At 67.6% G+C, this 12,189-nt stretch carries 12 protein-coding genes; 7 read left to right on the plus strand and 5 right to left on the minus strand.

Annotation, left to right across the window (positions count from 1 at the left end; genetic code table 11):
- Positions 1–54 precede the first annotated feature (54 nt).
- Entirely contained in the window at positions 55–1,434 is a 1,380-nt protein-coding gene (locus tag TQ98_RS00745) for a pyridoxal-phosphate dependent enzyme (RefSeq protein WP_044871041.1), read from the plus strand.
- Positions 1,431–2,615, plus strand: a complete 1,185-nt coding sequence (locus TQ98_RS00750) for a PLP-dependent aspartate aminotransferase family protein (protein WP_044871042.1) — start codon at positions 1,431–1,433, stop codon at positions 2,613–2,615. The genes TQ98_RS00745 and TQ98_RS00750 overlap by 4 nt, the downstream gene beginning before the upstream one ends.
- 105 nt (positions 2,616–2,720) lie before the next feature.
- Here TQ98_RS00750 and TQ98_RS00755 read toward each other — a convergent pair whose 3' ends face one another.
- Positions 2,721–5,102: a penicillin acylase family protein gene (locus TQ98_RS00755; RefSeq protein ID WP_044871043.1), complete on the minus strand. Its 2,382-nt coding sequence runs from the start codon at positions 5,100–5,102 to the stop codon at positions 2,721–2,723.
- A gap of 109 nt (positions 5,103–5,211) precedes the next feature.
- On the opposite strand from TQ98_RS00755, the gene TQ98_RS00760 reads away from it, so the two are divergent.
- The gene (locus TQ98_RS00760; protein ID WP_103102833.1) at positions 5,212–6,252 is read left to right on the plus strand and encodes an AraC family transcriptional regulator; all 1,041 of its coding nucleotides are present in this window, start codon (positions 5,212–5,214) and stop codon (positions 6,250–6,252) included.
- Here TQ98_RS00760 and TQ98_RS00765 read toward each other — a convergent pair.
- The gene (locus TQ98_RS00765; RefSeq protein ID WP_044871046.1) at positions 6,249–6,818 is read right to left on the minus strand and encodes a DUF6436 domain-containing protein; all 570 of its coding nucleotides are present in this window, start codon (positions 6,816–6,818) and stop codon (positions 6,249–6,251) included. The two genes, TQ98_RS00760 and TQ98_RS00765, sit on opposite strands and share 4 nt — an antisense overlap.
- Positions 6,819–6,945: 127 nt before the next feature.
- Between TQ98_RS00765 and TQ98_RS00770 the strand changes: the two genes are divergently transcribed.
- The gene (locus tag TQ98_RS00770) at positions 6,946–7,887 is read left to right on the plus strand and encodes an alpha/beta hydrolase (protein WP_044871047.1); all 942 of its coding nucleotides are present in this window, start codon (positions 6,946–6,948) and stop codon (positions 7,885–7,887) included.
- 277 nt (positions 7,888–8,164) lie between these two features.
- Here TQ98_RS00770 and TQ98_RS00775 read toward each other — a convergent pair whose 3' ends face one another.
- The gene (locus TQ98_RS00775; protein WP_044871048.1) at positions 8,165–8,932 is read right to left on the minus strand and encodes a DUF2059 domain-containing protein; all 768 of its coding nucleotides are present in this window, start codon (positions 8,930–8,932) and stop codon (positions 8,165–8,167) included.
- A gap of 205 nt (positions 8,933–9,137) precedes the next feature.
- Here TQ98_RS00775 and TQ98_RS00780 point away from each other — a divergent pair, with 205 nt between their 5' ends.
- Positions 9,138–9,758, plus strand: coding sequence for a 2OG-Fe(II) oxygenase (locus TQ98_RS00780; RefSeq protein ID WP_103102834.1), 621 nt, complete (start codon positions 9,138–9,140; stop codon positions 9,756–9,758).
- 9 nt (positions 9,759–9,767) lie between these two features.
- Here the strand turns inward: TQ98_RS00780 and TQ98_RS00785 are convergent, their stop codons facing one another.
- Positions 9,768–10,325 (minus strand): DUF6160 family protein, encoded by a 558-nt coding sequence (locus TQ98_RS00785; protein ID WP_044871051.1) that lies wholly within the window; start codon positions 10,323–10,325, stop codon positions 9,768–9,770.
- A gap of 225 nt (positions 10,326–10,550) precedes the next feature.
- Between TQ98_RS00785 and TQ98_RS00790 the strand changes: the two genes are divergently transcribed.
- Entirely contained in the window at positions 10,551–11,042 is a 492-nt protein-coding gene (locus TQ98_RS00790; protein WP_044871052.1) for a DUF523 domain-containing protein, read from the plus strand.
- A 3-nt stretch (positions 11,043–11,045) separates the two neighbouring features.
- Here TQ98_RS00790 and TQ98_RS00795 read toward each other — a convergent pair whose 3' ends face one another.
- Entirely contained in the window at positions 11,046–11,579 is a 534-nt protein-coding gene (locus tag TQ98_RS00795) for a transporter substrate-binding domain-containing protein (protein ID WP_044871053.1), read from the minus strand.
- A 127-nt stretch (positions 11,580–11,706) separates the two neighbouring features.
- Here TQ98_RS00795 and TQ98_RS00800 point away from each other — a divergent pair, with 127 nt between their 5' ends.
- The gene (locus TQ98_RS00800) at positions 11,707–12,138 is read left to right on the plus strand and encodes a DUF4399 domain-containing protein (protein WP_044871054.1); all 432 of its coding nucleotides are present in this window, start codon (positions 11,707–11,709) and stop codon (positions 12,136–12,138) included.
- The last annotated feature ends 51 nt before the right edge of the window (positions 12,139–12,189 follow it).

Raw genomic sequence — 12,189 nt, forward strand, 5'->3', positions numbered from 1 at the left:
CCAGCGTGGGGCGCTCGCTTTGCCCCGTGCCTGGTCGCGCAAGGAGGTGACGCCATGAACAGGGTCAAAGATGTCCGCCCCGCGGTGCTCGACCTGATTGGCAACACTCCATTGGTGAGGGTCACCCGCTTCGACACCGGTCGCTGCACCCTCTTCCTCAAGCTTGAATCCCAGAACCCCGGCGGTTCCATCAAGGACCGCATCGGCGTTGCCATGATCAACAGTGCCGAGCGCGATGGTCGCCTCAAGCCCGGCGGAACCATTGTCGAAGCCACCGCCGGCAATACCGGCCTGGGCCTGGCCCTGGTGGGGCGCGCGAAGGGCTACCGGGTGGTGCTGGTGGTGCCGGACAAGATGTCCACCGAGAAGGTGCTGCACCTGAAGGCCATGGGCGCCGAAGTGCACATCACCCGCTCCGACGTGGGCAAGGGCCACCCGGATTACTACCAGGACCTGGCCGGACGCCTCGCGGCGCAGATTCCCGGCGCCTTCTTCGCCGATCAGTTCAACAACCCGGCCAACCCCCTGGCCCATGAAAGCACCACCGGCCCGGAGATCTGGCAGCAGACCGGGCAGGACGTGGACGCCATCGTGGTCGGCGTCGGCTCCGCCGGCACCCTCACAGGTCTGACCCGCTACTTCCGTCGGGTGCAGCCCGATCTGGAAATGGTCCTGGCCGACCCGGTGGGTTCGGTGATGGCCGAGTACGTGCGCAGCGGCACCCTGGGCACCGTCGGCTCCTGGGCGGTGGAAGGCATTGGCGAAGACTTCATTCCCGGCATTGCCGACCTGTCCAGCGTGCGCCAGGCGTACTCCATCAGCGACGAGGAGAGCTTCGCCCACGCCCGCGAACTGTTGCGCGCCGAGGGCATCCCCGGCGGCTCCTCCACCGGCACCCTGCTGGCGGCGGCGCTGCGTTACTGCCGTGAGCAGAAGACCCCCAAGCGCGTGGTCAGTTTCGTCTGCGATACCGGCACCCGCTACCTGTCCAAGGTCTACAACGACCAGTGGATGACCGACCAGGGCCTGCTGGCGCGCAAGCGCTACGGCGACCTGCGCGACATCGTCGCGCGGCGTTACGAGGACGGCCGGGTGATCAGCGTGGGGCCGGACGACACCCTGCTCACCGCCTTCCAGCGCATGCGCCTGGCGGACGTCTCGCAACTGCCGGTGCTCCGGGATGGGCAACTGGTGGGGGTGGTGGACGAGTCCGACATCCTGCTCGGTGTATACGCCGACGCCACACACTTCCGTCAGCCGGTGGCGAGCGTCATGACCACGCGCCTGGAGACCCTGGCGCCGGGCGCCAGCCTGGCCGAGCTGCAGGAAGAACTCGACCGCGGCCTGGTGGCGATCATCGCCGATGCATCCGGCTTCCACGGCCTGATCACCCGCTCCGACCTGCTCAACCACCTGCGGAGGACCCTTGCATGAGCCAGCAGGACGACACGCCCCAACGAGCCTTCGCCACGCGCGTGATTCACGCCGGGCAGACTCCCGACCCGTCCACCGGCGCCATCATGCCGCCGATCTACGCCAACTCCACCTATGCCCAGTCCAGCCCCGGCGTGCACAAGGGCCTGGATTACGGCCGCTCCCACAACCCCACCCGCTGGGCCCTGGAGCGCTGCGTCGCGGACCTGGAGGGCGGCAGCCAGGCCTTCGCCTTCGCCTCCGGACTGGCTGCCATCGGCACCGTGCTGGAGCTGCTGGAAAGCGGCTCCCACATTCTTTCCAGCAACGATCTCTACGGCGGGACCTTCCGCCTCTTCGACAAGGTGCGCCAGCGTAGCGCCGGGCACCGCTTCAGCTTCGTCGACTTCAGTGACATCGCCGCCATCGAGGCGGCCATCCAGGACGACACGCGGATGCTCTGGGTGGAGACCCCGAGCAACCCGTTGCTGCGCCTGGCCGACCTGGAGGCCATCGCGGAGCTCTGCCAGGGGAGCGGCATCATCCTGGTGGCCGACAACACCTTCGCCAGTCCCTGGACCCAGCGCCCGCTGGAGCTGGGCTTCGATGTGGTGGTGCATTCCTCGACCAAGTACCTCAATGGCCACTCCGACGTGATCGGCGGCATCGCCGTCGTCTCGGCCGACAGCCGTTGCGACCTGCTGCGCGAGCGCCTGGGGTTCCTGCAGAACGCGGTGGGCGCCATCGCCGGTCCGTTCGACGCCTTCCTCACCCTGCGCGGCGTGAAGACCCTGGCCCTGCGCATGGAGCGGCACTGCAGCAATGCGCTGGAGCTGGCCTACTGGCTCGAACACCAGCCGCAAGTGGCGCGCGTCTACTACCCTGGCCTGCAGTCCCACCCGCAGCACGCCTTGGCCCGACGGCAGATGCATGGCTACGGCGGCATGATCTCCCTTGACCTGCGCAGCGACCTGGCCGGCACCAAGCGCTTCCTCGAAGCCGTGCGTGTCTTCACCCTGGCGGAGAGCCTGGGCGGCGTGGAGAGCCTGATCGAGCACCCGGCGATCATGACCCACGCCAGCATCCCGGCAGAAACGCGCGCCGAGATCGGTATCGGGGACTCGCTGGTGCGGTTGTCGGTGGGGGTGGAGGACGTCGACGACCTGCGCGCGGATTTGGCGCAGGCGTTGGAGCGGGTTTGAGGTGATTCAGGGCAGGCACAGCGGCGCCTGATGTATTCCCCCCTCTCCCTCCGGGAGAGGGGTGGTGCAGTTCGTAGGATGCCTGAGGATGGTCTACCGCGCGCCTCAGTTCCCAGGCACCAGCTTCAACACCTCCCGGCTATTGGCCTCCACCTCATCCTCGGCGAAGTGCATCGGCACGTACTCGCCACGCATGTACGCCTCAGCCTGGTCCTTGTAATGACCGTCGAACGGTACGCCGCTCTGGCCGACCGGGTTGATGCCCAGGGCGTGTTCGGCGTCGGCCATGTCCACCAGGCGCCGGGTGGAGGGGCCGTGGAACACTTCCCAGGGCGCCGGGCCGACGCGGTGGGACAGATTGTTGGGGATCTCGTGGCCACCGGGAGCGGCGAAGGGACCGACGTTGAACAGCAGGTTCAGCGGCTTCTGCTGGCCCAGGGGATGACCGTGGGTCAGGGTGTGGGCGCTGCCCCAGAGCCATTTCGAGCTGTCTTCACCCAGGGTTTTCTTCAGGTGCGCGAGGCTGGCCTGCCAGGCGGCCTTGATCCCTTCCGCGCGGCTCTCCTTCTGCGGGGTGTCGCGCTTGTCCCACCAGGGCGAGGTGGCATCGGCGGTCAGGCGGGGCAGTGCGGCATCCAGCACGCGGGTCTGCAGCAGGCTGTCGAAGAAAGCGTCGCCGAGTTCGTCGTGCATCGCTGCCTTGGCCAGTTCGAAGGTGAGCTGGTTGAGCAGGGTGGCAGCTGTCGAGTCCAGTCGGTGGTCACCGTCCCAGTTGGCCAGCTGTTCCACCAGGGCACGTTCCTGTTCGTTGCCTGCCGCCGCGCGCAGCTCATCGAGAATGGGCGCCAGCAGCTTTGCCGGATAGCCGCTGCCGGTGTCCAGTTGCAGCGCCTGGCTGTTCTGCACATCCCACTTCACCCCGGGCTGGGCCAGCTTGCGGTCCAGGCGCTGGCCGCGCTCCGGCAGGTTGTAATAGCCAGGAATGGCCACGCCCGTGGGCGACAAGGGCTGGTAGTTGGCCGAGACGATGTAACCGCGCTCGGGATTCTCTTCATGCGGATTGGCGCTGAAGGGCAGGAAGCCCGGCTTGTCCGCCTCTCCCTTGCTGCCGTCGAGGATGAAGGTGGGGTTCACGCCGTCCGGGCGCTGCGGCAGCTTGGCCGAGGCCCACCAGCCGATGTCCCCGCTGGCGCCGGCCCAGACCACGTTCAGGCCCGGGGCGTGGATTTTTCCGGCGGCGGCGCGGGCCTTGTCCAGGCTGTCGGCGCGGTTGAGTTCGTAGAAGGCGTCGAGGATGGGGTTCTCGGTTTCGAGGAAGGCCCACCACATGGCGATCGGCGTCTTGCCACCGGCCACGCCCAGCGCATCGTTGATGATCGGACCGTGGGGCGAGCGGCGCAGGGTCAGCTTCACCGCATCGCCGTCCTTGACCCGGATGGTCTCCTCGCGGCTTTCCATGTCCACCCAGTTGCCCTGGTACCAGACCTGGTTCGGGTTGTTCGGATTGGTCTTTTCGGCGATCAGGTCCAGGTCGTCGTTCTGGAACATGGTCAGGCTCCAGGCGAACTGGCGGTTGTGGCCGAGCGAGGCAACCGGGTTCAGCGCCTGGTGGTGGCCATAGAGCTCGAAGCCCGGATAGGCCAGTTGCGCTTCGTACCAGACCGCCGGTACGGCGAAGCGGATATGGGGGTCGCCTGCCAGCAGCGGTTTGCCGCTGGCGGTGCGGCTGCCCGACACCGCCCAGGCGTTGCTGCCCTCGAACTGCGGCAGGCCGGCTTCCATCAGAGCCTGCTGGCTGAGGTAGGCGAGGCGGTTGAGCCCTTGCCAGTCGGCGCTGGCCAGGGGCTGGCGGATCACGCCTTCGGGATGCCAGTCGATATCGAAGACCGTCAGGTAATCGGCGCCCAGCTCGTCGCGCACGTAGGTCATCACCGGTTCGGTGCGGAAGGCGGCGGCGAAGCTGTAGGCCATGTAGCCGGCCACGGAGAGGGTGTCTTCGACGGTGAAGGGGCGCTTCTCGATGCCCAGCAGGTCGAACTCCACCGGCGCCGGGCGGCGGTCCTGGTATTGGTTGACGCCATCGAGGTACGCCGCCAGTGCTTTGTAGGCGGGGCTGCTTTTGTCCATCTTGCGGGCGTATTCGTCAGCGTGGGCGCGAATCCCCAGGGTGCGGAACAGGCGGTCGGTGTCCACCAGGCGCGCGCCGAGGACTTCGGCCAGTTCGCCGCGCGCCAGGCGGCGCAGCATTTCCATCTGGAACAGGCGGTCCTGGGCGTGGACGAAGCCGAGAGCGCGGTACAGGTCGGCTTCGTTGCCGGCCTGGATATGAGGCACGCCGCGCTCGTCGTAGCGCACCGTCACGGGGGCTTGCAGGTGGGCCAGGGCCAGCTCGCCGTCGCGCAGCGGCTTCTTGCTTTCGCTGTACCAGGCGGCGCCAGCGGCAGCCGCGGCGACGATGACGGCCAGGGCTGTCAGGGTGCGTTTCATGGACGGTTCTCCTTGTTATGGTCGCCGCATTCTCCTCAAGCCCCGTCTCGCGGGCATTGACCGGCGACTTTTGAGCTGAAAGTCTTCGGTCAATTGCCTGGAGCCCTCCATGTCCGCCGTCGAGACCGATTTCACCGCCACTGCGCCCCTGACCCACTCTGCCACCCTGCGCCGCCTGCTCTACGAAGCCATGGCCGACCTCGGGCTGGACCCGGGGAAGGTCTATCAGGGCGTCAACCAGCACCGCCGCCGGGGGCCGCCTCCGGCGGACGGCCGTTTGCGCCACGACGATGCCCCGCAGTTCTGGACCTCCGCCGACACGCTGTGCGGCGACCCCGATATCGGCCTGCACCTGGGGGAAGCCATGAAACCGCGCTTGCTGGATGTGGTGGGCTACCTGCTGCTGGCCAGCCGGGACCTGGGGGAGGCGCTGGCGAGTTTCCTGCGCTTCCAGCACATCCTTTCCGGTGGATTCGTCGCCCAGTTGCAGGAGCAGGGTGGGCAGGCGCGGCTGGTGCTCGATCTCAACTACCTGGGCTATTCGTCCTTGCGTCAGCAGATGGAATGCCTGGCGCTGCTGTTCACCAAGCTGCTGGGCTTCATCACCGACGGCGAGTTCCGCCTCCACGGCGTGCAGTTCCGGCATCCCCGGCCCGCTCGGGTGAGCGAACACCAGCGGCTGTTCGGACTGCTCCCCGAGTTCGGTCGCGAGCACGATGTGCTGTTGTTCCCGGCGGCGCTGCTGAAGCGCCCGTCGCGCACCGCCAACCCGGAGATGCATGCGCTGCTCTGGCAGCACGCCGAGTCGCAGTTGGAGGCCTTGAAGGGCAACGATCTGCTCAACCGTCTGCGTTACCTGCTGGGCGTGCGGCTGGGGAGTGCGGATTGCTCGCTGGAGGCCTGCGCCGCCGAGCTGGGCCTTTCGGCTGGCGCCCTGCAGCGGGCATTGACGGAGCAGGGCAGCAACCTGCGACGGCTGCGCGAGTCGGTGCAGCGGACCCGGGCCGTGGACCTGCTGCAGGAGGGCAAGGCCTTGCGGGAGGTGGCCAGGGCTTGCGGTTTTTCCGAGCTGTCACCCTTCTACCGGGCCTTTCGCCGTTGGTACGGCGTGCCGCCAGAGGCATACCGGGCGCGTCTTGGGGCGGCTTAGGACGGCGCTCGCCAGGCGCAGAAACAGCCCGAGGCCAGGGTACTGCTGGCATTCACCGGGCGGTTGTCGAGCAGCGCCTCGAGGATGGGCTCGATGAAGCTGTTGGCCGAGTTGCACACCGCCCCTTCGCTGTAGGGACCGAAGTAGGCCAGGCGGCCATCACGATCCCAGATGCCCACCGCAGGCACCGCCGGCAACTGCTCGGCGCCGGGCATGCCCGCCAGCGGCTTCAGGGCTTCCAGGCCGGGGGGCAGTTGGCCCTTGCTACCGGGCTTTTGCAGGGCATGGAAGGTCACACCCTGGGGCGCGAAACGCTGGATCAGTTCGGCCAGATGCTGCTGATTGCCGGCGTTGCAGGGGCAGGCCGGGTCCCAGAAGTGCACCACCCGGATCGGCCCCGGTCCGGCGAGTTCGGCCGGCAGGCGCAGTTGCTCGCCGGAGAACACCGTGGGCTGGGTGTTGAACGGGCGGATATAGCGGGACTCGTACCAGCGGTAGCCGAGGGCCAGGGCGGCCGCGCAGGCGAGGACGAACAGGCTGGTCAGCAGGGTTCTGGGCTTTGGCATGCGCGTGGGGACAGGGCTTGAAGAGGGCGCGTAGCTTGCCACGTTGCGCCGGGCAGCAGAATATCGGCAGCCGGCCAGGGACCCAGGCGGTCCTGTGGATCTCTTCGCTTCATCCAGGGAAAGCCCGATGTCAGACCACTTCCAGCCCGATCTCCTGCGCTCGCTGTTGCGACCCTTGGCCGCAGGCGCCGCCGATCTGCGCCAGGCCCAGAGCTATCGCGCGTTCTACGGGCTGGACTTCTCCGCGCGCTATCCGGGACTGTCCACGCGCCTGGGCTGCGTCGAGGCCGCCGGGCACAACCTGGTCACCCAGCTCTGGCTGCCGCCCGAACCTCGCGCCAGCCTGGTGATGCTGCACGGCTATTACGATCACATGGGCCTTTACGGGCATCTGGTGGACTGGGCGCTGAGCATGGGCTTCGCGGTGATTGCCTGCGACCTGCCGGGACACGGGCTGTCCAGCGGCGCGCGGGCGAGCATCGGCGACTTCTCCGAGTACCAGGCCACCCTCCAGGCGCTGCTGGGCGAGGCTGCGGCCCTGAACCTGCCGCAACCCTGGCACCTGGCTGGTCAGAGCACTGGCGGCGCCATCCTGCTGGATTATCTGCTGACCGGCTCGCCACGCCCGGAGCTGGGCGAAACCCTGCTCTTCGCACCGCTGGTGCGACCACGCGCGTGGGGTTGGTCGAAGTTCAGCTACCAGCTGCTGCGCCATTTCGTTGAAGGCATCCCGCGCCGCTTCAGCGTCAATTCCAGCGATGCCGAGTTCATCGAATTCGTCCAGCACAAGGACCCGCTGCAGCCCCAGACCCTGCCCACCGCCTGGGTTGGCGCCCTGGCACGCTGGGTGCCGCGTATCGAGAAGGCACCGCGCAGCCGCCACCGGCCCTTGGTCATCCAGGGCGATGGCGACATGACGGTGGACTGGAAGCACAACCTCGGGGTGCTGGCGGAGAAGTTCGACCAGCCCGAGGTGCTGATGCTGGAAGGAGCCGGGCACCACCTGGTGAACGAATCACCGGCCTATCGGGAGCGGTATTTCGGGTTTCTGCGGGAGCGGTTGGAATAACGCCGCGGACCTGTTGGATGGGGCGGGCGGCGTTTCGCGAGCGGAGCGATAGCCATGCGGACAAGGCTGATGGGTATCGCAAGCTCCACCCATCCTACGAACCTCACCCAGCAAGCAACGTAGCCCGGATTTCGTCCGTACAAGAACGGCGGGAAAGTTCGGGGTAATGCCAGGGGGCGCAGGACCCGTAGGATGGGTGGAGCGGAGCGAAACCCATGCGGACTGGACTGATGGGTACCGCAAGCGCCACCCGGCCTACGAAGTGTAGAGCCGCCCCTCAGATGCCCTTCTGTGCCGGGGCGAGGCTGGAGGCGTCCTGGCCTACGGCGAGGCCGGCGCGTACGGCGGCCAGGGCGGCCTGGTAGTAGGCCTTGCCTTCGGCGGATTCGGCGAAGGTGACGAACTCTTCCAGCTCCGGATCGGACAGGTCGCGATAGACATAGAGCAGGGTGTTGTCCAGGTCGTTGCCGATCTGCTGCATCAGGCGCTGGCGCTGGCCGTCGATCATGCCCTGGGCCTGGCCGCCGCCCAGCAGGCCGGGAAGCATCTGGCTCAGGCTGTCGGCGGCGACACCGGCCAGGGCCAGGCTGACTTCGGCGCCGGCTTCGCGAGCCGGGATGGCATCGGCCAGATGGCGGATCAGCAGCCGGCGGGTGGCGCTGGCGTCCATGCGCGGCAGACCGTTGGCGGTCTTTGCCAGTTGGTCGCGGCGGGTGGCCAGGGTTTCAGCGGCGATGATCTTGCGCCCCAGCGGCGACTGGAAGAAGGCCAGGGCCGGACGCGGATCGTTCAGTTGGCCGCGCAGGGCCGCTTGAGCGCGCTGGTCGATGGCCTGGGGCTGGAACCGACGATTGCTGTTGTCCACCAGTGCCTGGTAGACCGCCGGCGGCAGGGTCTTCTGGTAGCGCTGCTGGGCCGCCGTGAGGGCGTCGTTGAAATGTGCGCGCTGGTCCGGCCAGCCGGCTGCCTGGTAGAGGCTGGCGTGATCGTCAGCCAACGCGGGCAGGCCGAGGAGCAGGAGGGTGACGGCGAAAAGCAGGCGCATGGATTCTCCTAGATGACGCAGTCCGCTGTTCGTATCGGACCCACTCGTACGGCATCGGTTCGGCGGGGGAAGGCGGTGGCGGGTGGGCAGAGCGGGGGTTGAGCGTGCGGCTATTCTCTGCGGACTCGGGCTTTATTGTCGAGGTGTCGGAAACTGCCCCAGGTCATGTAGGAGAAATCCTTCTCGCTGGTAGAATCCCGCCATCATGACGACACCTGCCGAATCCTCCCTGCTCGAACCCATCATCGACGACCTGGCCAGCCAGGGCTGGTCCCACCAGCGCCTCGTCCTGTCCGCCGAACTCACCGCCGCCCTGGCGGCTGAGTGTCGTGCTCGCGCCGCTGCCGGAAGCCTGGCTGCGGCGTCCGTGGGGCGTGGCGAGGGCCAGCAGGTCCGCGAAGGCATTCGCGGCGACCGCATTCACTGGCTGGAGCCTGGCCAGTCGGCGGCCAGCGATGCCTACCTGGCGCTGATGGACGCGCTGCGTCAGCAGCTCAATCGAGAGCTCTACCTGGGGCTGGAGGATTTCGAATGCCACTTCGCCCTCTATCCGCCCGGCGCCTTCTACCAGAAACACCTGGATCGCTTCCGCGACAATGACCGCCGCGCGGTATCGGTGGTGGCTTACCTGAATGCCGACTGGCAGCCGGAGCAGGGGGGCGCCCTGCGCCTGCACCTCGCCGATGGCGAGCATGACGTGCAGCCCGAGGGCGGCAGCCTGGTGGTCTTCCTCTCCGCGGAATTGCCCCACGAGGTGCTGCCCGCCAGCCGCGAGCGCCTGTCCCTGGCCGGGTGGTTCCGTCGTCGCGGCAGCGGTTCGATCTGATCCAGGGGCCTAGTGGCCCCAGACGCGGAATTGCCCACGCAGATCGGTGATATCCCGGATCTCAAGGCTGCCGATGCGGCGCTCGCCGATATGCATGTCGGCGGCGACCCGCACGCGGATGCGCTGTGCCGGGATGAAGCTGGCCTGAAGCTGTTCGTTGATGGTGGTGAGGTCGGGCAACTCCAGGCGGAGCTGCTGGGTGCCCGAGGCATTCTTCACCACGTCGAGCTTGAGGGTCGGTTGGTCGGCGCCCAGCGCCGGAACGGTCAGGCCCAATTGCGCCGGGCCGAGGGCGAAGCTGCCGCCGACGCCGTTGGGGCAGTCGCCGGGTTTGACGCAGCCGTTGTCGATGCGGATGTTGCGCAGGGAGAGGCTGCCGCCGTCGTCGGTCCAGGTGAGGCTGTCGATGCGCGTCATCAGGTCCAGGCGAAGGTTGATCCCGGCCTGGCCGCTGATCTGGCTGAGGGCCTGGTTGTCCAGGGATTCCAGGGCGGCCTGACCGGCACCGCTGAGCAGGGCGGTGCCGCAGGCGAGGACGAGGCGTAGGCTGTGGGTCGTTCTGGGCATGGCACGCTCCTGTGCGGTTGGCGCGCAGAGTCTGGGGTGCGGTGCGGGAGGCGGCCAGTGGCGTCCGGCGTTTCCCGCCTAAGGATCGGGAAGTTCATCGCCTTCCACCGTGACCAGCTTGGCAGTTGACCGCTCGCGGCCCTACCTTCGATCTGGGCCCGGCTCGCGCTGGCGCCACAGCTGTTACCTGGGGTGACCGTAAGTGGCGCCCCTTTGGAGATGAAGATGCAGAAGATTCTGGTCAGCCGTTGCCTGCTCGGGCAGCCGGTGCGTTATGACGGCGGTGCCCACGGGCCATTCGACGTGCTGGCTCGCTGGCAGGAGGAGGGCCGCATCGTGCCGCTCTGCCCGGAGGTGGCAGGCGGCCTGCCGACGCCGCGGGCGCCGGCGGAGATTCCCGGCGGCCGTGGGGCTGGGGTGCTGGACGGCGAGTTGCCCGTGCTCACCGACGACGGCCAGGACGTGACCGCCGAGTTCGTCGCCGGGGCGCGTATCGCCCTGGAACTGGTGGCCGCCCACGGTATCCGCATCGCCCTGCTCAAGGCGCGCAGCCCGTCCTGCGGCAACCGCGAGAACTACGACGGCAGCTTCAGCGGCACCCGTGTCGCCGGCGAGGGGGTGACTGCCGCAGCCCTGCGCCGCGCCGGCGTGGAGGTGTTCAGCGAGGAAGAATTGGCCGAAGCGGCGGCGCGCCTGGCTGAGTTGGAGGCAGGCTGAGGCTCAGCGGGCGGTCGCGGCCGGCTGGCTGAGGTCCTTGCCCAGCCACTGCTGCGACAGTTCTCCCAGCCGCCCTTCGGACTTCAGCTTGTCGAGGGCGCGGTTAAGGGTGTCGCGGAAAGCCGGATTGCCCTTCTGAAAGGGGATCGCCATGGGCTGCACCACGCCGTTGTCGCCTTCGGCCTCGGCCAGGGGGAACGCGTAAGGCTCGCTGAACTCCAGGGCGCCCTGGCCTTGGGGCGCGGCTCCCAGTTGGTCCAGGGCGATGTCGTAGCGGCCGGCCTGGAGGCCCTCCAGCAGCTTGCCATCTTCTGCTACCACGAAGTCCGCATCGACATTCAGCTCCGCCGCCAGGGCACGGCCCAACTCCACTTCGAAACCGGTCAGTTTGCCGTCCTCACGGTAGCTATAGGGCGGGCTGTTTTCGTCCAGGGCGATGCGCAGGCTGCCGCGTTCCCAGATGTCGTCGAGCAGTTCGGCCTGGGCCAGGGGGCTCAGCAGGGCGAACAGGGCGGGCAGGCAATACAGCAGACGCATGGGGGACTTCCTCGATTTTTAATGGTTTTTCGGCCGGCGCGGGTGGAGCGCCTTGCTCGGACAGCAAGTGAACCTAACTGGTTGCATGGGGTCTGGTGTCTCGCTCACAAAAACATGGAGATGTGTCATGAGGAATCTGTATTGCCTGAGCCTGGGCGCCCTGCTGCTTGGCGCTACCACCGCTTCCCAGGCGGCCATGCCGCTGACCCCCGCGCCCGAAGGCGCGCAGGTGTACGTCATCGAGCCGGCTGATGGCGCCACCGTCGGCCAGACCTTCACCGTCAAGTTCGGCCTCAAGGGCATGGGCGTCGCGCCGGCGGGTGTCGATGCGCCCGCCACCGGCCACCACCATCTGCTGATCAACCTGGATGAGCAACCGGCGATGGATATGCCGCTGCCGATGACCGACAACATCCGCCACTTCGGCAAGGGCCAGACGGAAACCGAGGTCACCCTGCCACCAGGCAAGCACACCCTGCAATTGCTGGTGGGGGACAGGAACCACGTACCGCTGAGCCCGCCGGTGATTTCGGACCAGATCACCATCACGGTGAAGTGACCCGACACCTGCCCGGCTGAATCCGGGCCATGAAAAAGGGAGGCCCAGGCC

The sequence above is a fragment of the Pseudomonas sp. LFM046 genome, from assembly GCF_000949385.2.
Taxonomy (GTDB): Bacteria; Pseudomonadota; Gammaproteobacteria; order Pseudomonadales; family Pseudomonadaceae; genus Metapseudomonas.